At 52.8% G+C, this 23508-nt stretch carries 19 protein-coding genes; 6 read left to right on the top strand and 13 right to left on the bottom strand.

Going from position 1 to position 23508, the window contains the following annotated elements; translation table 11 throughout:
- Nucleotides 1–65: 65 nt before the first annotated feature.
- Nucleotides 66–1166: a class I SAM-dependent methyltransferase gene (locus POG22_RS14110; protein ID WP_017663313.1), complete on the bottom strand. Its 1101-nt coding sequence runs from the start codon at nt 1164–1166 to the stop codon at nt 66–68.
- 62 nt (nt 1167–1228) lie between these two features.
- On the bottom strand, nt 1229–3040 hold the full coding sequence (locus POG22_RS14105) for an ABC transporter ATP-binding protein (RefSeq protein ID WP_063716240.1): 1812 nt from the start codon (nt 3038–3040) through the stop codon (nt 1229–1231).
- Between the two features lie 626 nt (nt 3041–3666).
- Here POG22_RS14105 and galE point away from each other — a divergent pair.
- Nucleotides 3667–4671 (top strand): UDP-glucose 4-epimerase GalE, encoded by a 1005-nt coding sequence (gene galE / locus POG22_RS14100; protein ID WP_063716245.1) that lies wholly within the window; start codon nt 3667–3669, stop codon nt 4669–4671.
- 36 nt (nt 4672–4707) lie between these two features.
- On the opposite strand, the gene POG22_RS14095 is transcribed toward galE, so the two are convergent.
- From POG22_RS14095 to POG22_RS14065, 7 genes are all read right to left on the bottom strand, one after another.
- Nucleotides 4708–5073, bottom strand: a complete 366-nt coding sequence (locus POG22_RS14095; protein ID WP_017663317.1) for a hypothetical protein — start codon at nt 5071–5073, stop codon at nt 4708–4710.
- A gap of 194 nt (nt 5074–5267) precedes the next feature.
- Nucleotides 5268–6041, bottom strand: coding sequence for a hypothetical protein (locus tag POG22_RS14090; RefSeq protein WP_498905965.1), 774 nt, complete (start codon nt 6039–6041; stop codon nt 5268–5270).
- 89 nt (nt 6042–6130) lie between these two features.
- Complete coding sequence (locus tag POG22_RS14085) at nt 6131–7057, bottom strand: Npun_R2821/Npun_R2822 family protein (RefSeq protein WP_498905964.1); 927 nt, start codon at nt 7055–7057, stop codon at nt 6131–6133.
- A 186-nt stretch (nt 7058–7243) separates the two neighbouring features.
- Nucleotides 7244–8239, bottom strand: a complete 996-nt coding sequence (locus POG22_RS14080; protein ID WP_498905963.1) for an Npun_R2821/Npun_R2822 family protein — start codon at nt 8237–8239, stop codon at nt 7244–7246.
- Nucleotides 8240–8437: 198 nt separating this feature from the next.
- A complete protein-coding gene (locus POG22_RS14075) occupies nt 8438–9847 on the bottom strand; it encodes an LCP family protein (RefSeq protein ID WP_498905962.1) in 1410 nt (469 codons plus the stop codon).
- 140 nt (nt 9848–9987) lie between these two features.
- On the bottom strand, nt 9988–10329 hold the full coding sequence (locus POG22_RS14070) for a hypothetical protein (protein ID WP_063716244.1): 342 nt from the start codon (nt 10327–10329) through the stop codon (nt 9988–9990).
- Between the two features lie 137 nt (nt 10330–10466).
- Complete coding sequence (locus POG22_RS14065) at nt 10467–12203, bottom strand: S8 family serine peptidase (RefSeq protein ID WP_498905967.1); 1737 nt, start codon at nt 12201–12203, stop codon at nt 10467–10469.
- Nucleotides 12204–12240: 37 nt separating this feature from the next.
- Here POG22_RS14065 and rpe point away from each other — a divergent pair, with 37 nt between their 5' ends.
- Nucleotides 12241–12948 carry a ribulose-phosphate 3-epimerase gene (gene rpe, locus POG22_RS14060; protein WP_017663328.1) on the top strand — a complete coding sequence of 236 codons (708 nt, stop codon included), beginning with the start codon at nt 12241–12243 and terminating at the stop codon, nt 12946–12948.
- A 63-nt stretch (nt 12949–13011) separates the two neighbouring features.
- On the opposite strand, the gene POG22_RS14055 is transcribed toward rpe, so the two are convergent.
- Entirely contained in the window at nt 13012–13593 is a 582-nt protein-coding gene (locus POG22_RS14055; protein ID WP_498905960.1) for a chromophore lyase CpcT/CpeT, read from the bottom strand.
- A 35-nt stretch (nt 13594–13628) separates the two neighbouring features.
- Between POG22_RS14055 and POG22_RS14050 the strand changes: the two genes are divergently transcribed.
- Nucleotides 13629–14321, top strand: a complete 693-nt coding sequence (locus POG22_RS14050; RefSeq protein WP_498905958.1) for a M15 family metallopeptidase — start codon at nt 13629–13631, stop codon at nt 14319–14321.
- Between the two features lie 265 nt (nt 14322–14586).
- On the opposite strand, the gene POG22_RS14045 is transcribed toward POG22_RS14050, so the two are convergent.
- The 3 genes from POG22_RS14045 to POG22_RS14035 form a co-directional block, all read right to left on the bottom strand.
- Nucleotides 14587–15264 carry a hypothetical protein gene (locus POG22_RS14045; RefSeq protein WP_498905956.1) on the bottom strand — a complete coding sequence of 226 codons (678 nt, stop codon included), beginning with the start codon at nt 15262–15264 and terminating at the stop codon, nt 14587–14589.
- A protein-coding gene (gene prfB / locus POG22_RS14040; protein WP_150128836.1) for a peptide chain release factor 2 occupies nt 15251–16376 on the bottom strand; the annotation gives its coding sequence in 2 pieces (ribosomal slippage) (nt 15251–16303 and nt 16305–16376; 1125 coding nt in all). Before prfB ends, POG22_RS14045 begins: the two co-directional genes overlap by 14 nt.
- Nucleotides 16302–16520 carry a hypothetical protein gene (locus tag POG22_RS14035; protein WP_498905969.1) on the bottom strand — a complete coding sequence of 73 codons (219 nt, stop codon included), beginning with the start codon at nt 16518–16520 and terminating at the stop codon, nt 16302–16304. The genes prfB and POG22_RS14035 overlap by 75 nt, the downstream gene beginning before the upstream one ends.
- 134 nt (nt 16521–16654) lie before the next feature.
- Between POG22_RS14035 and POG22_RS14030 the strand changes: the two genes are divergently transcribed.
- The 3 genes from POG22_RS14030 (at nt 16655) to POG22_RS14020 (ending at nt 23454) form a co-directional block, all read left to right on the top strand.
- Nucleotides 16655–21862 carry a PAS domain S-box protein gene (locus POG22_RS14030; RefSeq protein WP_498905954.1) on the top strand — a complete coding sequence of 1736 codons (5208 nt, stop codon included), beginning with the start codon at nt 16655–16657 and terminating at the stop codon, nt 21860–21862.
- Nucleotides 21863–21969: 107 nt separating this feature from the next.
- Nucleotides 21970–22425, top strand: coding sequence for a hypothetical protein (locus POG22_RS14025; RefSeq protein ID WP_498905952.1), 456 nt, complete (start codon nt 21970–21972; stop codon nt 22423–22425).
- Nucleotides 22426–22518: 93 nt separating this feature from the next.
- A complete protein-coding gene (locus POG22_RS14020; protein WP_498905950.1) occupies nt 22519–23454 on the top strand; it encodes an AAA family ATPase in 936 nt (311 codons plus the stop codon).
- Nucleotides 23455–23508: the final 54 nt, after the last annotated feature.

The raw sequence follows: 23508 nt of genomic DNA, 5'->3' as shown, positions 1-23508 counted from the left end.
GCCGAGACGCGGCCGTCGCCACAGATAGAGTGCGATCGGCGAGAAATTCCGACTCGAGCGAACGCTTAACGGGCGAAGACTCGCTTGACTTTATGCCACAGGCGATCGGGCGAAGTCAGCGTTTCTAACTTGTTGGCGATTTGACCTTTGCACAGTCCCATACCGTAGAGACTTTCCGTGCGTTTGAGGTATTTCAGATATCGCGTTCCCACCGGCTCGGAGGTCGTATTTTCACCCGTTGCGGCCGCCAAACACAGCTTGACCCACAGTTCCGGCGACTTCGACCAAGGAGTTTCGAGTTCGGCATCGGGAACGACTTTTTCGGCACAGTACCCGGCTCGACTGGCTAAACGCTGCACGCCTTCGATCGAGAAGTTGTATTTGTGCGCCAGGTGCAGGTACATCAACAAATTCCCCACCGCTGCCGGATGTCCGATTTCGTCAATGTGATAAATATCGGGAACGATAACGAGGATTTGCCCGTTGGGGTTCAAAAAGTTCCGACATTGGTTTAAAAACGCCACCGGATCGGTCAAATGCTCGAAAACGTGGTGCAGATAAATCAGATCGAATTTGACCTCGGGCATGGCGTTGCCGATGGCGTCGATCGAACCGTAAAACAAATTCGCCACGCCGTTTTGTTTCCCGAGTTCCATGACCGTCGTGTCGTAGTCGCATCCAGCAACGTGAAACCCCCGGTCTTGAATGGTTTTCAAGGCTCCGCCGCCACCGCAACCCACTTCGCACACCCAACCGCCTTCAGGCAGTTCGTCGGCGACTGTGGCGAGGATTTTCTCGGCGTAGCTGCGTTGGCTGGCAAAGTAACTGTCGTAAGTGCCTTCTTCGAGATCCATTCCGTACATTCGACGGTAGGTGTGAGTGTAAAAGTCGCCGAGGCTGGCTTCGTCGAGGTAAGGGTCGATGCGAACGGTTCCGCAACTGAGGCAGAGAACGGATTTAAACGGTAAGCCGTAGCGATCGATTTCGGACAGGAGAGCGTCGTTTTTCTCGGCACCGCAAGGACAAGTGGTCGGGTGCAGTCGATACTCGCCAGCGTCGAGCTTCGATCGCACTAAGTCGATGAGTTCCCGCTGGGTGGCAGAGACGGACGGTTTAAAGGGATGGGTGGGATTGAAGGCGAATCGCGGTGAAAGCACTTGAGACATCGCTAAACCTCTTCAAAAAATAGGGAAAAAACGAAAAACAACATTCGGGCGATCTCGAACACTTATTGCAGGGCTTCGGGTTCGAGGACGACTTCGGAGTAACTCCCCGATTTGACGACGCGACCTTTTTCCATCAGGTAGATGCGATCGCAGTGTTCGACGGTGGTGAGACGGTGGGCGATGATAATGAGGGTTTTCTCGCCGCTGAGGGCTTGAATCGACTGGTTGACGAGATGTTCGGTTTCGTTATCCAACGCCGACGTCGCTTCGTCGAGAACCAAGATGTCCCGTTCGTGATACAACGCCCGAGCGATGCCGATACGCTGTCGCTGTCCTCCTGAGAGGCGAACCCCCCGCTCGCCGACTTGGGTGTCGATCCCCTCGGGTAAATCCTGCACCAGTTCGCTGAGTTGGGCGGCGTAGATGGCTTTGTCGAGGCGATCGGCGTCGATATACTCATCGTGTACTCCAAAGGCAATGTTGCGTTTGATGGTGTCTTCGGTCAAGAAAATCGACTGGGGAATGTAGCCGACGATATTCTGCCAAGCCCGCAAGTCGCGATAGATGGACACGCCATCGACGCGAATGTCTCCAGATTGGGGGAGGAGCAACCCCAAAATCGTATCGACGAGGGTAGTTTTGCCCGCCCCGGATTTCCCGATCAGCGCGATCGACTGTCCTTTTTCGAGAGTCAGCGAGACGCCGTCGAGAGCGTTTTCGTCCGCCATCGGGTAACGGTACACCAGTTCGTCGAGGCAAACCTCGTTTTGAAAGCTCATGGTACGGCTGGGGGCGTGACTCTCGTTGTTTGAGGCGGAGGCCGTCAGATACCCGTCTGGCAACCGTTCGGAGTTGCGCTGAGATTCGAGTTCGCGGATATCGGTGTAAATCTTGTTCAAGGCGTAGCTCGAACTCCGCAGGGTTTGCGTGCTGTTGACGAGGTTGGTAATGGCGGGCATCAGCCGAATCGACGCCAGGGCAAAAATTCCCAACACGCCGGTTAGGTTGTCGATATTGTTGCCGAGAAGCAGGAAAATCGAGGTAAATCCGACGACGACGATGACGAGCATCGCTTCGACGACAATGCGGGGAATGAGTTTGATCGACAGTAAGGAACTGGCCGACTCTTCGTATTCTCGAACCCGCTGAGATAGGGCTTCTTCAAAGTAGTCGGCACATCCGATTACCTTGGTTTCTTTAATGCCGCCAATGCCGTGGTTGATCGTGCGGATCGTGGCTTCGTTAGATTTACTGAGGCGTTTTCCCCATCCCCGGACGCGATCTCGGTATGTATGCAAAATGAATATTAAAGGTAAAAACAGCGCCAGAATGACGACGACGGCTAACAGGTTGGTGGCGCAAAGTAAAATGCTTAACGAAATAATGACAATGAAGTTAGCCGCCGAGTTCAACAAGGTCATTAAAACGGAATTGGAAAACGATCGCGTATCGTCGATAATGCTTTGAATGATATAAGCGCTGCTTTTGGAAAGGTGGAAAGTATAGGGTGCGTTGAGATACGCATCGATCAGTTTTTTGCAGAGTTCGCCTCTTTGATGGAAGCTAAAGACAAAAACGTAGCGTTTGACGTGCCAGGTAATCCAAGATTTAACAATAAAAATTATACTAATAACGAGACCGAGTAAAGCAACAAAAACTCGTTCGGAAGGAACGTTAAGCGTGCTGTAAATTGCGTTCGAGACAGGGTGGACGTGAATCGTTTCGGGATTGCCTGCTAAAGACAAAAACGGACCGATCAAACCAATACCGAAAACCTCCAAGCTCGAAACAAACACGAACAACCCAATAATCCAAAAAAGACGCTTTTTAGGGGCAGGAAGAACGTACAGGAATTTTTTTAGATACCCTAACATTTGAACTCTCTAATACGATAAAAAACAAAGCGTTCTGTGCTTTGAGTGCCAGGGAGTTCGCGTCTGACCGCGCGACTCTTGCTGGATTGGTCTGAGTGTATTTTGTGGGCGATCGCAAAACGGAGAGGGGGAGTTGTGAAACTTTGTCGGTTAGAAAAACGTAAAAACGCGACGCCGTTAGGTCGAAAACGTAACCCGTTCGTCAATCAGTTGCGTTCGTGCTTTGCTGTTGAAGATAACACAGGGTCGTGAGACGGCGCTCTCTGTGACGAAAAAACTTAGCGAAATTTTAAATTTGACTGAAACATTTAAAGATTTGTTTGTGAATGCGGTGCGGCACAGTTTGGATACTTGTCGCGGGAACGGGTACGGAGGAAACGCGATTTTACAGGTCGCCCGGAACCGATGGCAGTTTCGATCGCGACGATGGGGATCTCACGGAGACGCCTCGTTGAAATTACGGAGACGCTCGGGATTTCACTGTTGTAACACAAGTTCTCGCGCGATTGAAGTTGAGAGGCTCGCCAGCTTCGACTCGCGAGCGATCGCGCCGAACTTTGACACGATCCGGAAATTTCAGCCTATGCTAAGCACTAGGAGCTATGCCCTGTAAGGAGAAGTCAGCCGTGTCGTCAGCCAAACCGACGATTTTAGTGACCGGAGGCGCGGGATATATCGGCTCTCACGCCGTTCTCGCCTTAAAAGATGCTGGATATGAGGTTCTCGTTCTCGACAATCTCGTCTACGGACATCGCGATTTACTCGAAACCGTCTTGAAGGTGGAGTTCGTCGTCGGCGACACCACCGATCGCCCCTTGCTCGATCGCCTCTTCCAAACCCACGACATCGCCGCCGTCATGCACTTCGCGGCCTACATCTTCGTCGGCGAGTCCGTCACCGATCCCGCCAAGTACTATCACAACAACGTCGTCGGAACCCTCACGCTGCTCGAAGCCATGCGATCGGCTTCAGTAGACAAGTTCGTGTTTTCTTCGACCTGCGCCACTTACGGCATTCCTCAGTTTATGCCACTGACGGAAGACCACCCGCAAACACCCATCAATCCCTACGGTTACAGCAAACTCTTCGTCGAACAAATGCTGTCGGACTTCGATACGGCTTACGGCTTGAAGTCCGTGCGTTTTCGCTATTTCAACGCCGCTGGAGCCGACCCCCAAGGACGGCTCGGAGAAGATCACGATCCCGAAACGCATCTCGTTCCCCTCGTGTTACAAACGGCGTTGGGAACGCGCGAGTCGATCGCTATTTTCGGAACGGACTACGACACCCCGGACGGAACCTGCGTTCGCGATTACATCCACGTCTGCGATCTGGCTCAGGCTCACGTTTTGGGATTGGAATACTTACTGAAAGGGGGACGTTCTCAAACGTTCAACCTCGGAAACGGCAACGGTTTCTCCGTCAAGGAAGTCATTGAAGTGGCACGGGAGGTTACGGGGCGAGAAATTCCTGTCAAACTCGGAGAACGCCGTTCGGGAGATACACCCGTGTTAGTGGGCAGCAGTGCGAAAGCTCGCGAAATTCTGGGCTGGCAGCCTCAATATGCAGAGTTACACGATATTGTCGCCCATGCTTGGCAGTGGCATCAAAAACGCCACGGTTTTCGGTAACGTGAAGGCAATGGGGTCGGCGTTCGGTGGCGAGAGCTACTCGAGGCTGAAGCGGGGAACGGCAACGATACGACCGTAGAGGAAGTTCGGGCGGTCGATCGCCTCGCGAGCGGAGGTTTGGGGCGGCTGACAGCATAGGGCGAGTTTCGAGATGCCCGGCATTAAGTCCATGATTTTACCGACGAGACGTTCGGCGACGTTGACGAGTTCTTCGGTGTCGTCGAGGCTCGAAGCGATGATGAAGAAAGTCTGTTCTCCGGTCGGACTCGGGGCAAATCCGAAACTGCACTCGTACAGTAAATCTTGCAGCGAGTCGTCGAAAGCCTGACAAAAGTACGTCAAGAGGGCTTCGTGGAAATTTTGAGTCAGTTCGCGATCTCGAGAGCTGTATTCTGAAAGCATGGTGGGTGTCCTTGAATTCTGCGCCGGGTGGGACGCTCGTATAACGCCTCGTCCTCTCTATACGTCTACTGTGACGCGAAATAGGGAAAATTTCGACGATCTAGATCTATGACAGACGCGATCGTCGATAGGTTTCGCAGCGATCGAGATTGGGTTTCGCTGAGATCTCGATCGCACGGGGTTTGTCTGCTGTTTTACCGATAGTAAAAATCAAACTCTTTTAACGCTCGCAACCGCGCCCGATTCAAACGATAGTGATAGCCGAGGCGTTTGCTGAGGTTTTGCCATAGCGTCGGTTTGGGGCGACTGTAGGACGCGTCGAGATGTTGGCAGCAGGCGGCCAGGTCTTTAAAGCCGTCGAGTCGTGCCGTCCAGCCTACTTTGGCGGCGGCCAACCCCATCAGGTTTCCATCGCCACTATACATCCCTTTGAGTTCCATGTAACGGGCGATTTTGTCCCAAGCCCGCACGAATTCGATTTCTCGTCCCTCGTCTCGGGCGACGATGTAGAGGGCTTCGCCGATCCAAGTGGCGCGATCGAACGCGGCCTCTGGAATGTCGAGTTTCTCTGCTACTCGTTTGAGATCGGGAAGGTTTTGCGGACGGTATTTCCCGACGTGTTGAAGAAGGTTCTCGCTGCGGGCGGTAATTCCGGGTTTCCACTCGATTTCGGGGAGATCGCCGACGAGTTCGGTGTCGGCGTCGATGTGAATCGCCACGCGGAACATTGAGAGGGCTTTTTCGATGAGGAAGCGGCGATCGTTCGAGCAGCGTTGAATTCCCTGTTGTGCGTGTTTGAAGGCGATGACGTTTTCGCAGTTTTGAAAGTCTTCGGGGCGATCGCTAAAGACGACGAACGACGTACCGGGCGATTTCTCGCGCAGTTGAGCGGCGAGGTTTTTGGCAAAGTCGCGGTAGCGTTGGCTAATCGCGATCGAGCAGAAGCAGTAGTCTTTCTCTGTTGACATCGTCTCCAGTTCCTTGGTGGGGTCGAGTCGGGATTTTAAGAACAGTGTCGTACTTTTTGGTACGTTTTTGGTTGTTAGATTTGAATGCTTTAAGGCTTGAATTTTCTCAGGACTGATTTGACCCGATCGATCGCCTGTCGCGTCCAGCTTTTCGGAGGTGGTGCGATCGCCGGTCGGTCGGGAATCGGTTCGCCGAGATAGCGGTAGTGTTGCCAAATCTCCCAGTAGGGACAGCCCGGTTCGATGCGGACTCCCGCCCAGTGGAGATATTGCAGAGGCTGGCCAGTTTTGGGATCGAAGAGGCGATCGCCTTTTTGCTCGAAGTGGGGACTTCCCGCCCAGCTTCCGGGAGCGCCACCGGGACGACGCACGACGTTAAACCGACGGGAAATCCGTTTGAGAACCAGGTAGTTGAAAATGGGTTGGTCGGTGGTTTTTTGGGAAAAGTCGAAGTAATCGGGATGCTGGGCGCATTCGGTAAAGGTATCGTATAAATCCTGCACGGAAAACAGATTTTTTTTCGAGGCCCACCACCCGCTGTTAAACACGTCTTTGAGGTCGTCTTCGGTAAATACGCCCTCTTCTAACACTTTGGGGGTAAAGACGTTGGCGATGCTGTTCGTGTATTGATAGTCGCAGCACAAAAAATCGTATTTGTCAAAATATTTTAAATTATCGATAATTTTTTCAAACACGACTATATCGACATCGATATAGAGAAATTCGTCGAACGGTCCGAACCAGCACGCCTGTTTTCGTTGTTTGTTGGGATTGTTAAAAAAGTCTTTTCCAAAAATCTCGTGAAGTTGCTGACAGAGGGTTTCGACGAATTCTAAATCCTCGTAAAGCTGCACGCCGTATTCTTTCGTGACGATTTCGGCGACCTTTTGATGGTTGTCGTCGAACGGAATCATGACGATCGGCGTTTCGGTGTCGCGGTGGCGAATGCTTTTCAGCAGTGCGATCGTCTGTTCGTAAACTTTATCGTTGGCGACGATATAAATCCCACGAGTCATAGTATTGACCAGGTATACTGACGAGATATCGTGACAAAGAAGGGGGAGATAAAAAGTTGTTTAAATCCTCGTTCGAGATCGCAACACTTGTTTTTTATTTTGCAAAATATTGTCTCGCGAGAGAGTTACCCGCAAACGGTGAAACTTCGCTTTTCAAACCCTCAAGTGTTGGCACGAATTTTAACATTAGCGCGTAAGGTTGAGTTTTTTAAGGATACGTTGCGTCAAAGTCGGTTTGGGGTTGTAAGGCTTGGGTTTTCCGGTGAGTTTGGGGCGTTTTTCCGGCTCGTGAAGGTAACGATAGTGTAAAAACAGGTCGCGATAGGGAAATTCGACGTTTTCTCCCGTACAGACTCGCGAGAAGGCGTTCAGCGGAATCCCGATGTAATGAAGGTAAGTCAAACGCCGACCTTTATCGTAAAGAACGTTATTTCGATTTTCAAAATGAGGCGAAGTGACGCAACATCCCGTTTTTTCGTCGTCCGATCGATGGTGCGCGAAATTGTAAACGGACTTGTGCGATCGCATCATCATGTAATTGACGATCGACTGATCCGGACCGTTGACGTAGAGAATGTCCGCCTCGTCAGATTTAAGATACTCTAACAGTTCCTTGCGAGCCTCTTCGTCAAACAATCCCTTTTTCGTTCCGTAAAATCCCGCACAAAAAATTTCCGATTCGATGCGTTCTTTCGGAAAAATATCGTAAAGTTTTTCTGAGGTTACGTCGTAAACGTGAGACGGATCTTTATATTGAAAATCGTAGACGACGCAATCGTAGGTCTCGAGCTTTTCAAAAATAAAATCGACCGAATCCATCAACAGCGTATCGCCGTCCATATAGATAAAGCGATCGAACGGCCCGTCAAACCCACAAAACCGTCGGTGCATTCCGACTCGATTGAACCGTTCTCCCGGCTGCAAGTTCCAACGTTGAAACGCCGTCGGGTGCGTTTTCCAAATCTCTTCTGCAAACGTTTCCCAGCGTCGGATCGACTCAGTATCGTCGTACAGTTGGACGTTGGGACGGCGGGCGATTTCGGCCGCGACGCGATCGACGTTCTCGTCGTAGGGAAAAACGCAGACGGGCATCTGCGATCCCTGCACGGCTTCAATGCTGTTGAGGAGCGCGACCAATTGATCGTAAACGCGATCGTTGGCCAGAGTACAAATTCCATCCATAAGGTTCGCTCGTGCCGTGGATTGGTTGTCAGTAAACCGGGTCAGTTCGTGGGGACGATCCCAAAAACTGCTCGGTGACAGAAAGTTGGGAGCAGATGCCTATCCTGTCCGTATCTTAACCGCTTTTTTCGCGAGTCGCGAGGGGCGATCGATCGCGAGTTCCATCGGATGCGATCGCCGGTTTTCCGCTTCGACGATTTACCACAAATCCGACCGGACGTAGGACTCTTGGCGATCGAGCCAATCCCGTCCGAGTTGAATCGTGATATCCGACTGCAAAACCCCCGTACTTTCGACGCGCACTTCCCCAAATCCCAGCGAACGACGCAAATCCACAGCACTGTCGCGATCGCCGTTTTGAGCGACGATGCGCGTTTCCCGCAACGGTTCGGTCCACTGATAGTCTTCGTAAACGTTGCGGTATCCCGCCTCGACCAACTTGTTAATCAGTGCGTCGACCGCTTCGGGTTGGTTCGTACTGTCTTGAATCGCAATGCGAATATAGTACGGATCGGCCATCCACGCCTGAGCGGGGGCTTGTTCCCGTCCGAAATGTTCGGCGACCAACGCATCGATACGATTGTAATTGGGAATCCAATAACTGGGGTCTTGAGGCGTCACGGGGCTGTTAAAGTCCCCCGGAAGCATGAGCATTTGAGCGTTTTCGCGGCTGGTCTTGCTGGCGAAATTCAGCAACGCCACCAGTTCCTCAATACTCAAGTTCGTATCGACGTGTTCTTGAATCGCCGAGAGAATGTTGGGAAGGCGCACGAGGGTCATGGGATTGACCGCTTGTTCGATAAACGCCCGCATCAAAATTTGCTGGCGTTGGATGCGGCCGATATCTCCTAACCCGTCGTGACGGAACCGCAGAAATTGCAGAACTTCGTTTCCGTTGAGGCGTTGCTCTCCTTCCTTGAGGTCGATGTAGAGGTGTTGCGTCTGGTCGATGTACTTCATATCTTTGGGGACGTACACCTTCACGCCACCGAGGGCGTCGATGAGTTTTTCGATCCCCTGAATGTTGACGCGAATATAGCGATCGATCCCCACGCCGCCGAGTAAATCGCTCACCGATCGCGCACTCAACGCCGGACCGCCAAGAGCGTTGGCCTCGTTGATTTTCGTGTCGCCGTACCCTTCAACCCACGCCAGGGTATCGCGAGGAACTGACAGTAAGGTCAGTTGGTGGCTCTCTGGCTCGAAGCGCACTAACAGCATACTGTCCGACAGACCGTCGAGAGAGTTGACGAGGGGATCGTGACCCGACCGTTCGAGGGGTCTCCCCAAATCGGAGTTGAGAACCTTCGTCCCCAACACCAAAATATTGACCGGCCGCGTCAGTTCCGGCATCTTCATGTTGGTCATCGCCAGGTCGTCCTGGCTGAAGATCCCGCGATCTTCAGGACGCAGTTTCGTTTGCATTAAGGGAGTGCTGGAAAGAGAAACTGCCAACAACGCTCCAGCCGTGGCCGAGAGCATCGCCACTCCCGTAAGTCCCAATCCCAACCACAGCCAACCCAACCCCGATTTCGAGGTTTTTGGGGACGAAGCAGCGCGATCGGGATGTTTCAGGAAAGTTCGATCGGAACGGTTCTGTGCTGACACGGAATTCCTCACACACGAAAAGTCTACGAAAACGACGGTACTCGCTCGCTACCATATATTAGCGTTATCGATCGCGCGGAGAATCAGCAATTTCCGATCCCGAGTTTTTCGTAGATTGACGACCGTGTGTTTGCGGTCTGTCAGGGAAGGCGATCGCTCAGATTACTAATTCCCGGCAACCATACCGAACGCCCGAGATAGAGCCTCACCATCAGTCCGAAGCAGGTGAGGAAATACGTCGTCGTCCAAACGCTACCGATAACGAGAAGCGGTACAGTTCCCACTTCAGTCGTGTTCACGGCAGTTCCTAACAAAACATACCCCAGCAGCCAAGTTAACGCCAGCGTCACGGACAAACGGCTTACCGCATTTTGATTTCGGCTGCCGTTTTTCCGATACAGCGTCCACCAGGCGAAAAAGAAGCCAAAAACCGGCGTCGCGTAAAAGAGTAAGGAACGAAGTTCGGGATCTCGTGAGGTCATAGCCTTATCAGGAGGGGGAGCCAGGGAGAGGGGGAGCCAGGGAGAGGGGGAGCCAGGGAGAGGGGGAGAAACTGTCAACTGTTTCCACTGGTGACTGGTGACTGAAACACTGTTCCCCGTTCCCTATTCCCGGTTCCCTATTCACTGTTTGTCACCGTCCACCAGGCGAGGGCATAGTCTTGCTCGGCGTCGTTGACTTGGCGGTTGTAGACGACGCGGAGTTTGTACCGGCCGGTTTCGGGGACGGCGTGAAAGACGTGTTCGACGCTATCGACGGGACTCGTCGAAGACCAGATGCTGTCGGAAATGTCGTCGGAATCGGCAGGCATTAGGTAAAGGTCGAGATCGTTGAGACCGCGATCGCTAAACGTCTCGCCTTGGTCGTACAAGCCGTTTCCGTTGGCGTCGTCGAGATCGACTCGGCGACTCCAGGTCAGGGTGGCGGCCACGTAACTGTCGGCTTGTAGGGGTTCGTCAATGACGTAATCGCGATAGTTGTTGGTTTCGACTCGGTCAAAATCCCAGCCGATCGCAGGAATCTCGTCGCTCGGTCCCCACTGACCGGGACTGAACTGCTGGTACGCTCGAAAGGCGTTGAGATGGCCGGTTCCCATGCCCCGATGTAACGGCACTTCGGGGTTGTTGTGGGCGTCGGAGGTGAGCCAGTTTCCTTCTTGGCGATCGCCGATGGTGCGCGTCATTCCCTGTAACAGCCCGTTTCCGCTATCTTGCACTTTATCGGCGGAGTTGAGAAGTACCGCTTTCATGACTTGGTGGCGGCGACTGTCGAGACTCCAGTTCGGGGCGTTTTGGCTCAGTTGGCGATCGCCGTATTCTTGTAGTAACGCCACGACTCCCGCCACGTGAGGAGCGGCGAAACTGGTTCCGGTACTTTGAAAGACCGTACCGTCGGGACGCAGGAGATCGACGTTGCGACCGGGGGCTAAAAGACTGACGAGGCGGCGTCCGTCGATGTTGGTTTCGAGTCCCACGAGACGGCTGCGAACGCCTTCAAACACGCTACCGAGGTTGGAAACGTCCACGCGATCGAACACGCCGTTTTCGGCTCGACTGAACGCCACGTTCACCCCGTTAAAGTTATCGGTGGGAATGGGAATGCCGCCGTTGCCTTGGTTTCCGGCGATGACGTAAAGAACGTCGTGCTGGTTGGCCGACCAATCGATGCAGAGGGTCAAATGGGCGTTTCCGTCGAGAACGGCATTATCGCGGGGATCGAGCCAGAGGGGTTCGCCGAAGCTGAAGTTAATTGCCCGCACGTCGTCGCTGTTCTGCAATGCGACGTGCTGGGTGGTAGCGCATTCTTGGGCTTGGCGGTTTGCTCCCATTTCCGTCGCGGCACCTGCCGAGTACAGTTGGGCTTCTGGAGCGACTCCTACGGCCTCTTTATGATTGCTCACCATCACCCCGGCGACGCTGTGGGCGTGGGCGTCGACGTTGGTTTCCGTTTGGGCGGGAGCGTCTCGCATAAACACCCCCGCGAGGTCGGGGGCGTATTGGGTGTAAGGCGGAACGTCTTTGTCGAGTCCGAATTGAGCCGGACGCCCGATTTCGACTTGTCCGATGCCGATTTTGCGCCCCAAGAGGTTGTAGGGTTCGGCATGCAGGCGTTGGGCGTCGATCCCTCCTTCTCCAGTCGAAGAGGTGGCTGAGGAAGGGGAGGGGGCTAGGGTGTAAGCGATGCCGAGTGTGCTGACGAAACCGGCTCGGAGCGTTGCAAAAATTCGCGATCGAGTGTGCGACGGTTTTCTATCCTTCAAGGGTTTACTCCTATTGAATCGATGCAAAAAACGGGCGTTGTTTGCGAGCGACTTGCGAATTTTGCCGACATCTTTTGTTAAACTTTGGGAAATCATGTATCGATCGTAACAAGTATATCGGGAAGACTGCGACATGGCAGAGACGCAATCTCAAAAACAAACGGTTATCGCTCCTTCGATTTTATCAGCGGATTTCAGCCGTTTGGGTGAAGAAATCAAAGCTGTAGACGAAGCGGGTGCCGACTGGATTCACGTGGACGTGATGGACGGCCGTTTCGTTCCGAACATCACCATCGGCCCGTTAATCGTGAAAGCGATTCGTCCGGTGACGAAAAAACCGTTAGACGTTCATTTGATGATCGTCGAACCGGAAAAGTACGTTGAAGATTTTGCCAAAGCTGGGGCGGATATTATTTCGGTTCACGCCGAGCATAACGCTTCGCCGCACTTGCATCGAACCCTCGGACAAATTCGCGAACTCGGAAAACAAGCTGGGGTCGTCCTCAATCCCGGCACGCCGCTCGAATTGATCGAATATGTTTTAGAATTATGCGATCTGATTCTAATTATGAGCGTTAACCCCGGTTTCGGCGGTCAAAGCTTTATTCCGGAAGTGGTTCCCAAGATTCAAAAACTCCGTCAAATGTGCGACGAACGGGGTCTCGATCCCTGGATTGAAGTCGATGGCGGCCTCAAACCGGCTAACACTTGGCAAGTTCTCGACGCCGGTGCTAACGCTATCGTCGCGGGTTCTGCGGTGTTTAAGGCTCCGAGCTATGCTGAGGCGATCGAAGGGATTCGTAACAGCAAACGTCCGACGCCGGAAATGGCGACGGTGTAGGTCGTTTTTCGGGTATTTTCTTTCGTTCCCAGCCTCTTGGCTGGGAATGCAGTTTTCTAGGGTTCACACTTCGTAATCCTGCATTTTTTTAAAGTCGTAAGCCCCCATTAACGCGCCCCACAAGCCCCGCCCCGTTTCGGGATCGACGCCACGATCGCGACTGCGAAACCGTCCCGCACTCGCTTCAAAGCCCAACACCACTTGACGGGTTTTTCCGTCGTACTGGAAACAGCATTTTGCGCCTTCTGGCGGTTCGGCGACAAAGACGCCCTCGCGATCGCTCACCTCTAATACGCAACCGGGCAAATCCTCCAAATCCTCCCGAGTCAAGCTCTCGAGCAATTGAGGATTCGCCCCCGCCCCTTTAAATTTTTCCGGTTCCCGAAACGCCTTATACTCGACGCACAACGGCGAGACCTCGCCGAGTTTCAACACCAAAACTCGCTGACGATAGGGCTGTTGGAGCTTCAGGGCGGGGGCTTGTTCGGCGAACAACGCCAAATCTCCGTCGATGGAAATGGGTAGGGGACGATGCCACAGGTGAATGTGGACGAACCAAGTGGGATTTTCTCGGGCTTGCTCCCCGTTGTCGAATTCTCCGGCGAGGAGACGGGCGAGGATGTTGACTTGCACGGGGATTGACATATTTTATAAATTATGGTATTGAACAAAGCTTCCTAATGAAACCTTATCAAACGATCGCCATTCGAGAGTGCGGCGAACCTTTGGTGTCGATTCCCGAAGAGGTCTTTTCCCGAGAGTTACCGCATCCTTACGCGAAATTGGGCGCTCCCTACGGCGATCGCTCTCCGTTTTTCGTACGTCGGGGAATTGGCGATCGCCTCCTGACTGCCCAAAAGACCCTACAACAACATCGTCCCGGTTGGCGAATTCGCATTTTCGACGCCTATCGTCCGATTGCGGTACAGCAGTTTATGGTGGATTACACCTTTGCCGAAGTGGTGCGATCGAAACAGCTTTCTCCCGATGCTCTAACTCCCGAACAGCGTCGAGACCTCTTAGAAGAAGTGTATCGATTCTGGGCGCTTCCGAGTCGCGATCGCGCCACGCCGCCACCACACAGCACGGGAGCGGCGATAGACGTGACGCTAGTAGACGAGTGCGATCGCCCCCTCGATATGGGATCGCCGATCGACGAACTTTCAGAGCGTTCCTATCCCAACTACTTCACCGACGCTAAGTCCACCGCAGAACGTCAGTTTCATGCAAACCGCCAACTACTCGCCGACGCCATGACGTCTACGGGATTCGCCCAACACCCGAACGAATGGTGGCATTTCAGCTATGGCGACCAACTGTGGGCGTGGCTGACGCAGCATTCTACCGCCATTTACGGACGTAGCGACGACTGATACGGAATCCGAATTTCAAACACTGGTTTTGTCCAACCTGACAAGCCCCTCTCTGTGTCCTCTGTGACTCTGGGCGTGAAGATTTCTCGAAACTCAGCTTATCGGAAACGGAACGAAAAAAGCTCCAGTCACCCAACGACTGGAGCCAGTAGCGAACAGGAGATTACCCAACATGACTGAGGCGGGACACTAGACCAAGCCCACCTATTGCAGCCCTGTCGTTGTTACGAATTGTAACACAACATTAAGGTTTGTAAAGTATCGCTTAACAAGGTTTTGGTGTCGTCGCCTCGACCTGTCCCCACATCGGCGAACCGCGAACGCAGCAACCTAACGCCTCCAACCAACGGACGACGCTATGGTTGCAGGTATTGAACGCCCAGTACGACTCGGCGTCGGGAACGAAATACAAGCCCACCGCGCGGTTGTACTGGGGAGAGGTGGAACTGCTGTCGTAGCGGCGATCGAGCTGTTCGAGTAACGCCTCGACGCGATCGCGATTCGCCACTACCGGAAACACATCTCGTTCGGCGCGATTTCCCTGTTGTAACCGTCGTTTTAGGTCTTCGATATCCTCGCCATCCCAGGCGATCGCGCGACGCCCCAACGTCCCCGGCGTGGGATATACCACAGCTCTGAGCAAACTCGGCCAAACATTGTTATTTTCAGCGTAGACCGCGCGATCGCCGAAGGAATATTCGACAAATCCCTCTGTTGTCGGTAATACGAGGCTGTTGTGGCCGAGCTGACCGAGAATCTCGTAAGCCACCACATACACCGTCGTCGGACGTTCCGGTTGTAACGGCGGAACCACGATCGCCCGTCGGTTCGCCCACATCCCCACTGCAAAAACTGCCACGATAAAGATCGCCCCCCACCGTCGAACCTTGCGGTTCCAAAGGTGAGAGGCAAGCGATCGCGGCGATCGCTTAGGTAGAGACACCGTTGTCAGTTAATTGGCTGTCTTGACGCAAGTAGGCTTCGATAAACCCATCTAAATCGCCGTTCATCACGTCGTCGATAGAATTGGTTTCGACGCCAGTTCGCAAATCCTTCACCATTTGATAGGGGTGAAAGACGTAATTTCGGATTTGGTTTCCCCAAGCAGCTTCTACCATATCGCCGCGAATATCAGCGATTTCTTGAAGTCGTTGTTCTTCAGCGATCGCCAATAATTTCGCTTTCAACAACGCCAGGGCTTTTTCTTTGTTTTGTAACTGCGATCGCTCCTGCGTACAGCGTACCGCCAACCCCGACGGAATATGAACGACACGGACGGCGGTTTCAACTTTGTTGACGTTTTGACCGCCTTTTCCCCCCGATCGCGAGGTGGTGATTTCCAAATCCTTTTCGGGAATGTCCAGCGTCACCGAACTGTCTAAAATCGGCATCACGTCCACTCCTGCGAAACTGGTTTGGCGTTTCCCGTTGGCGTTGAACGGCGAAATCCGTACCAAGCGATGGGTTCCTTTTTCCGATTTTAAATAGCCGTAGGCGTAACGGCCTTCAATTTCCAGGGTGACGGATTTAATCCCCGCTTCGCCCCCTTCCGAGAGTTCCGTTGTCGTGACTTTATAGCCGTGCTGTTCGCCCCACCGCGTATACATTCGCAGCAGCATTTCAGCCCAATCCTGAGCGTCCGTCCCCCCTGCGCCTGCGTCGATAGACAACACCGCACCGCCTTTATCGTAGTGTCCTGACAGCAGTTGTTGCAGTTCCCACTGTTCCAACTCGCGATCGAGTTGTTTGACATTTGACGCAGCTTCTGCTATCAGCGCCTCGTCCGTGTCTTCTTCCAACAGATCGAGAACTGCTTGTGCGTCTTCCAAACTCGAGAGCCAGGTTCGATACTGCTCCAAGCTCGATTTCAAATCGTTCAACTCTTGAAGCGTAGACTGAGCTGTCTCTTGGTTTTCCCAAAATTCCGGTTGTGCGGCGATTTGCTCTAAATCCGCGATTTTCGCCTTCAGTGCAGGCGGGTCAAAGATAGTCCTGGGTTTTCCCCAGGCGATCGGAGAGCAGTTCGACTTCGCGTTTGATATCTGCGACTTCCATAGTCGGTTGAGATTTTGTAAAGGTCGTCTCTACCCATTGTGCCATTTTTGCCGGGAAGCGTGAAGTCTGTTGGGGGGCGATCGCACTTGGAAACATTGCGAGGCGATCGCTGTAAAAATTAGCTAACCTGAAGAAAGCCAGCATAGATTTTTGGAAAATCGACGAATTTCTCTAGCTCTTTTCAAAATAAAAAAATATAGAACTCCTGAGAAAGCGAGTCTATCGATTTGAAGACATCGCAATTAGAATCTAGGTTGAATTTAGGAAAAACGCGAACGATGAGTGCCATAAAAAACTCGCAAAATAACTTAGAATCAAACGATCGAATTCGAGATTGGGAAGGTTCGATCGCCAACGTTGCGCTACAAATTCACCAAGAAATTGAATTAAACGAGATTTTACAAACGACCGCCAACGAAGTCCGCCGGCTACTCGAGTGCGATCGCGTTTTACTTTACCAGTTTGAAGCCGACTGGAGCGGTCGAGTCGTGGTCGAAGCCGTCTCTGCCCCCGAGAGATCGCTGTTAAATCGAGTGGTTCAAGATGCTTGTTTTGAAGCGAGTTGGATTGTACCCTATCGAGAAGGACGGTTTTACGCCATCGAAGATATTACCCAAGCTGACATTAGCCCCTGCCACGCGAAATTTTTAGCCGGATTTGACGTCAAAGCCAATTTAGTCGTTCCGATCTTACAAGACAAACAGCTTTGGGGATTGCTCATCGCCCATCATTGCACCGCTCCCCGACGGTGGAGCGATCGAGAAATTCGCGGATTGCAGCAGATCGCCGTTCAGATGGGCATCGCGTTACAACAGGCCACCCTTATCGCGCAGTTGAAAGCGGCCAAAGCCGAACTCGAAGCCAAACATAAAACCGTTGAAACCGAGTTACATCGAAGCCAAAACCGACTGTTACAACAGGCGGCGATCGTCGAATCCTCTCAAGACGCGATCGTCAGTAAAACCCTCGACGGTATCATCACCAGTTGGAACCCCGCCGCCGAGAAGTTGTTCGGTTATTCCCCTGAAGAGATCGTCGGAACTCACGTTTTAACTTTGATTCCCCCCGATCGCCAAGACGAAGAAACTCAAATTTTGCAGCGAATTCGTCAAGGAAAACGGGTCGAAACTTACGAAACCCAACGACGCCACAAAAACGGCTCTCTCGTGGATGTAGCTTTAACGATTTCGCCGATTCGCAACCGCGACGGTCGGATTGTCGGAGCCTCTAAAATTGTCCGAGATCTGCGCGATCGCAAACGCGAAGAACGACTTCGCCGAAAAACCGAACGAGCGTTGCACGATCACCAGGCTAAATTTCAGGCATTTATGACCCATCTGCCACTCTTGGCCTGGTTAGTCGATCGCCAGGGTATCGTCAGCTATGCCAATCCCGCTTGGTCGAACTTTGTCGGCCGTACCGAAGACGCTGTCATCGGGCGATCGCTAACCGAATTGTTGACTGAAGAAGTCGCCCAAGGGTATCGTCGCAACAACCAGCAGGTGTTTAAAACGGGACAGGTTATCGAAACGCTCGAACGAACCCTCTCGACAGACGGGAAACCCCATACGCTCCTCGTCCGAAAATTTCCCGTCTATCAAAACCGTCAAATTACCTGGGTCGGCGGCATTGCCATCGACGTGACCGCCCGCAAACAAACCGAACTCGAGCTGCACGACAGCCAAGCACAGCTTGAAGACTTCCTCGACAACGCCACCGACCTCATTCAGAGCGTTTCTCTCAAAAGCGGCAAGTTTGTATACGTCAATCGAGCCTGGTCGACGACCCTCGGTTACGACCTCGACGAGCTATCCGATCTGACAGTTTTCGACGTCATTTCTCCCAACTGTCTCGATCGCTGTCAAGGTCTCTTTCAACAGTTGCAGTCCGGCGAAGTTGTCAACATCGAGCGAATCGAGCTGGAGTTCTTAGCCAAAGACGGACGAGCGATTCTCCTCGACGGGAGTATTAACGTCCGAACGTCCGATGGCGCTCCCATCGCCACCCGTGCTATTTTTCGAGACGTCACCGCTCAGCGTCGAGCCGAGACGCTCTTACAAGAACAAGCCAACGTCCTACGAATTTTCTACGAGAGTTCGCCCTTAATGATGGGGGTCGTCGAGATTTCAGACAACGACATCCTACACGTTTACCACAACCCCGCCACCCTCGAGTTTTTTGGTGTTGCCCCCGAAGCCATGATGAATGCCTGGGCTAGCGAACTCGGCGTTCCTCAAACAGTCGTTCGACTGTGGCTGACGCACTCTCGCCAAAGTCAACAGCAAGGGCAACCCGTTCAGTTCGATTACCAACACGCGACACCGACTCAAACCTATTGGTTGTTAGCGATGGTTTCGTTCATCGGTATCGCTCACAGCGATCGCCCCCAATTTTCTTATATCATCCAAGATCTCAGCCCGCGAAAACAACTCGAAGACGAACGCCAACACGCCTTCAAGTTGTTGAATAAAAGTCAACAACGCTATGAAAGTTTAGTCGCGGCGGTACCCGTGGGAATTTTTCGCACGGATGCTACCGGACAGTGTGTCTACGTCAACGATCGCTGGTGTCAAATTGTCGGTTTGTCTTCAGAGACGGCTGTGGGAAATGGATGGGTTCGAGGGGTGTTTCCCGACGATCGCGATCGCGTGGCGGCTGAATGGTCTCGAGCGACCCAGAACGATCGCCCCTTTCAACTCGAATATCGCTTTCAACATCCAGGCGGTCGAGTGACGTGGGTTTACGGACAGGCGATCGCCGAACGGAATTCCGAAGGAGAGATCGTCGGATACGTGGGGACGATTACCGACATCAGCGATCGCAAACAAGCTGAAGCCGAACGCTTAAACGCCGAGCAAACTCGCCTCGAACTCAAGCTACTCGAACAAATTCTCGAGATCGTGCTAGCCGGATATTGGGATTGGGATATTGCAGACAACCGAGAATACCTCAGTCCGGGTTTCAAACGGATGTTTGGCTACGAGGACAGCGAGTTACCGAACTCACCCGAAACCTGGCAAAACTTAATTTTTCCCGAGGATTTACCGAAAGTTTTAGACTGTTTCGAGCAGCACGTTCGCAGCCACGGAGAAATACCGTTCCATAACGAAGTCCGATATCGCCATAAAGACGGTTCGACGGTTTGGGTTATCTGTTCGGGACAGGTTATCGAATGGGATGCAGACGGTAAGCCCCTGCGGGCGATCGGCTGTCATATTGACATCAGCGATCGCAAACAGGTCGAAGCGCAATTACACAACCTCTCCGATCGCTTACAACTCGCCGTTAAATCTGCCCAGATGGGAATTTGGGATTGGGATATTCCGAACGACGAGTTAGTTTGGGACGATCGAATGTACGAACTCTACGGGATCGCTCCATCAGACTTCGCGGGAGTTTACGAGGCTTGGGAAGCTTGCGTACATCCTGAAGACCTCGAGGCAGTTCGCCAGTGCTTGCAAGACGCTCTCGAGGGTCAACGAGACTACGATGTTGAATTTCGGGCGATCTGGCCCGACGGGACGGTTCGGGCGATCGAAGCCTATGCTCTCGTACAGCGCGATTCTCAGGGGCAGCCTCTGCGGACGATCGGCGTGAATTTCGACGTGACCGATCGCACCCAAGCCGAAGCCGCTCTCAAAGAAAGCGAAGCTCGGTTCCGCTATCTCGCCGATTGCTCCCCCGTTTTAATTTGGATGTCCGGCCGAGACAAGCGCTGTTTCCACTTCAACACAACTTGGCTCGATTTTACCGGGCGATCGCTCGAGCAGGAACAGGGCGACGGATGGTTAGAAGGCGTACATCCCGAGGATCTCGAATTTTGTTCGGACACGTACGCCACGGTTTTCGAGACCCGTCAAAGTTTTGAAATGGAATATCGCCTCAGACGCTTTGACGGTCAATATCGCTGGCTGCTCAATACGGGAATTCCACGATTTGACGCCGACGGCGAATTTCTCGGATATATCGGCTCTTGCATCGACATCACCGATCGCAAACAAACCGAAATCGAACTCGTCGCCATTCAAAAAGCTCTGAAAACCTCAGAAATGCAGCTCAGCGGCATATTAAACAGCTCCCTCGACGGCATTATGGCGTTTCGATCGGTACGGGACAAAAACGGTGCGATCGTCGATTTTGAATGGTTGTTGAGCAATCCCACTGCCTGCGCGACCGTCGGACGGAAAGCCGACGACTTAATCGGCAAACGAATGTTAGAAGAACTGCCGGGAAATCGAGAGGAAGGACTGTTCGACCTGTACGTTCGAGTCGTCAACTCGGGCGAACCCGTGCGGCGTCAGTTCTACTACAACCACGACGGCATCGATTGTTGGTTTGAAAATATTGCCGTCAAACTCGGCGATGGCTTTGCCGTGACGTTCCGCGATATTACAGCCATCAAACAATCCGAACGAGAACTCCAGCAGGCCAACCAGAAGTTAGAAGATCGCGCCGCTCGCTTAGAACAGCGCAACACCGAAATGTTATTGCTCAGCGAAACCAGCGATTTCCTACAAGCCTGTTTGACGATCGAAGAAGCCTGTGCCGTGATTACCAGTCTCGTCGAACCCTTATTTCCCAATTGTTCGGGAGGAATTTTTATTACCAGTGCCTCCCGCAACCGCATCGAAAACGTTGCTGTTTGGGGGAAGCACCTGCACTCTCAAACCGACTTTCATCCTCAAGACTGTTGGGGACTGCGCCGAGGACGCTCCCATTGGGTCAACCTCCACCGTAAGGGATTGCGTTGTAATCATACGTCTTCAAGCCCCGAAACCTTAAATACTCTCTGCATTCCGACGATCGCTCAAGGAGAAACCATTGGGTTGTTCTACTTAAGTTCGGAAACCCCCAAGGGGCTAAGTGAAGAGAAACAACAACTCGCCCGCGCTCTGGCCGAGCAAATCGGACTGGCGCTTGCCAACTTGAACCTGCGCGAAACCCTCCAACATCAGAGCATTCGCGACCCACTTACAGGATTGTTCAACCGTCGCTACCTCGAGGAGTTTTTACAACAAGAAATCTCTCGCGCCCAACGTCGCCAACATTCGATCGGTGCGATTATGCTCGATGTCGATCGCTTCAAGCAGTTTAACGATACCTACGGTCACGACGCTGGGGACTTAGTGCTTCAGGCGGTTGGAAATCTTCTGAAAAATCACGTGCGCGGTTCGGATGTTGCGTGTCGCTACGGAGGCGAAGAAATGACCTTGGTATTACCCGAATGTAGTTTGACAAATACTCAGAAAAGAGCCGAGGCGCTTCGCGAAGCTATTAGTACCCTCAACCTGCAATATCAAGGGAAAACCTTGGACTCCATCACCGCCTCGTTTGGCGTCGCCTGTTTCCCTCAACACGGTATAACCGGACAAGCGGTGTTACAAGCAGCGGATGCCGCCCTCTATCGCGCCAAAGCCGAAGGGCGAAATCGGGTTGCGATCGCTCCGATGGCGAACTCACCGGAGATGGAAAATGGCAAGCGTTGAAACCGTCCAGGTGCTGGCGTCTCGGCAGTCCCGTGAAGCACGAAGCGATAAAATGCTAAATTCAACACCAGATACGTCCGTGTTAATTCACTGCGCCCGTTTGCGAAATGATGATGCTCGTCCGAGAAGCCCTCGATCGCCCCGAAGTTCTGCTACAACTGAAGTTAGCCCTCAGCCGCGCCCTCAACCGCGAAGAGAAAAATTGGGGATATTTCAAAACTGTTCGGGGTAGCGATGGAAACTTCCATCTCGACATTCCCAGCCTTCCCTCGCTGAAGTTCGTTCAAAACCCCGATCGCTACATTTACAAACTCTACTGGGGGCGTGCGGAAAAACCGTCGGTCTACACTCGTAAGAAGAAGAAAACCGTCACCCACCCCAAAACGCGACAGGACAAGATTCAGCGTACTTACGAAGTTCTCTTTCTCCCCGACGGGCGATCGAGCGTTCGCACGATTAACCGACTGTTAGCCACTGAAATTCGCGATCGCATCGCCGCCCACGTTTCCGCCCAATCTGACGACGAACTCGAACCCCTGGTATTGCTAACAGAAGCCAACTAGAAAGGGGGACAAGGAGACAAGGAAGACACTGTTCCCCGTTCCCCGTTCCCCGTCAATTATCAATCAATTGTCAATTATCAACTATCAATTGCCATGAGTGCTTCTGAGAAACTGCAAGAGAGTGCTGCAACGATCGAGCGATTGCGAGACAATCTCAGTCGCACTATTGTCGGGAAAGATCGGGCGATTCGGTTAGTTCTCGTCGCCCTGCTGTCGGGGGGACACGCTTTGCTCGAAGACGTTCCCGGCGTGGGAAAAACCCTGTTGGCCAAGTCTCTGGCGCGATCGATCGGCGGAAAGTTCCAACGCATTCAATGCACCCCCGACTTACTTCCAACTGACATCACCGGAACCAACATCTGGAATCCCCGAACTGGAGATTTTGAATTTCTTCCGGGTCCCGTTTTTGCCAACGTTCTCCTCTCCGACGAAATCAACCGCGCCACTCCCCGCACCCAGTCGGCTCTGCTGGAGGTGATGGAGGAGAAACAAGTCACCGTTGACGGCGTATCTCGTAACGTTCCCCAACCGTTTTTCGTCATCGCCACCCAAAACCCCATTGAATATCAGGGAACCTTTCCCCTCCCCGAAGCACAAATGGATCGCTTTACCCTGTCGCTGTCGCTGGGATATCCCACGGAAGCCGAAGAGTTGCAAATGCTGCAACAGCTTAACCACAGCGTCCCCGTGGACAAACTCGAACCCTGTTTGAGTCTTGACGAATTGAGGAATTTATGCTATGCGTGCGGCAGCGTTACCGTCGAGACACCGCTCCAGCAATATATTCTCAACTTAGTTCGCGCCACCCGAGACGACGACGAGATTACGTTAGGCGTGAGTCCGCGCGGTGCGGTAGCGTTGCAAAAAGCCACTCAAGCCTATGCGTTTCTCGAAGGACGAGACTACGCGATTCCCGACGACGTGAAAGCGATCGCCCCTCACGTTCTCGCTCACCGTTTGATTCCCGCTGGGGGACGTAAAGGCGACGCGATCGTGGCGCGGTTGCTGGAAACTGTCGCCGTTCCGTAAGTTTGGAGGGGGAGAAAGGGAGAAAGGGAGAAAGGGAGAGGGGGAGAAAGGGAG

The organism is Geitlerinema sp. CS-897 (genome assembly GCF_028368005.1).
GTDB classification, from domain to species: domain Bacteria; phylum Cyanobacteriota; class Cyanobacteriia; order Cyanobacteriales; family Geitlerinemataceae; genus Baaleninema; species Baaleninema simplex.
This window is presented reverse-complemented; position numbering and strand designations above follow the sequence as displayed.

Excerpts from the sequence above, each read along its gene's own strand:
- POG22_RS14110 (WP_017663313.1), bottom strand. The coding sequence starts at position 1,166 with ATGTCTCAAGTGCTTTCACCGCGATTCGCCTTCAATCCCACCCATCCC.
- POG22_RS14105 (WP_063716240.1), bottom strand. The coding sequence starts at position 3,040 with ATGTTAGGGTATCTAAAAAAATTCCTGTACGTTCTTCCTGCCCCTAAA.
- POG22_RS14095 (WP_017663317.1), bottom strand. The coding sequence starts at position 5,073 with ATGCTTTCAGAATACAGCTCTCGAGATCGCGAACTGACTCAAAATTTC.
- POG22_RS14090 (WP_498905965.1), bottom strand. The coding sequence starts at position 6,041 with ATGTCAACAGAGAAAGACTACTGCTTCTGCTCGATCGCGATTAGCCAA.
- POG22_RS14085 (WP_498905964.1), bottom strand. The coding sequence starts at position 7,057 with ATGACTCGTGGGATTTATATCGTCGCCAACGATAAAGTTTACGAACAG.
- POG22_RS14080 (WP_498905963.1), bottom strand. The coding sequence starts at position 8,239 with ATGGATGGAATTTGTACTCTGGCCAACGATCGCGTTTACGATCAATTG.
- POG22_RS14070 (WP_063716244.1), bottom strand. The coding sequence starts at position 10,329 with ATGACCTCACGAGATCCCGAACTTCGTTCCTTACTCTTTTACGCGACG.
- POG22_RS14065 (WP_498905967.1), bottom strand. The coding sequence starts at position 12,203 with ATGATTTCCCAAAGTTTAACAAAAGATGTCGGCAAAATTCGCAAGTCG.
- rpe (WP_017663328.1), top strand. The coding sequence starts at position 12,241 with ATGGCAGAGACGCAATCTCAAAAACAAACGGTTATCGCTCCTTCGATT.
- POG22_RS14055 (WP_498905960.1), bottom strand. The coding sequence starts at position 13,593 with ATGTCAATCCCCGTGCAAGTCAACATCCTCGCCCGTCTCCTCGCCGGA.
- POG22_RS14050 (WP_498905958.1), top strand. The coding sequence starts at position 13,629 with ATGAAACCTTATCAAACGATCGCCATTCGAGAGTGCGGCGAACCTTTG.
- POG22_RS14035 (WP_498905969.1), bottom strand. The coding sequence starts at position 16,520 with ATGCTGGCTTTCTTCAGGTTAGCTAATTTTTACAGCGATCGCCTCGCA.
- POG22_RS14030 (WP_498905954.1), top strand. The coding sequence starts at position 16,655 with ATGAGTGCCATAAAAAACTCGCAAAATAACTTAGAATCAAACGATCGA.
- POG22_RS14025 (WP_498905952.1), top strand. The coding sequence starts at position 21,970 with ATGATGATGCTCGTCCGAGAAGCCCTCGATCGCCCCGAAGTTCTGCTA.
- POG22_RS14020 (WP_498905950.1), top strand. The coding sequence starts at position 22,519 with ATGAGTGCTTCTGAGAAACTGCAAGAGAGTGCTGCAACGATCGAGCGA.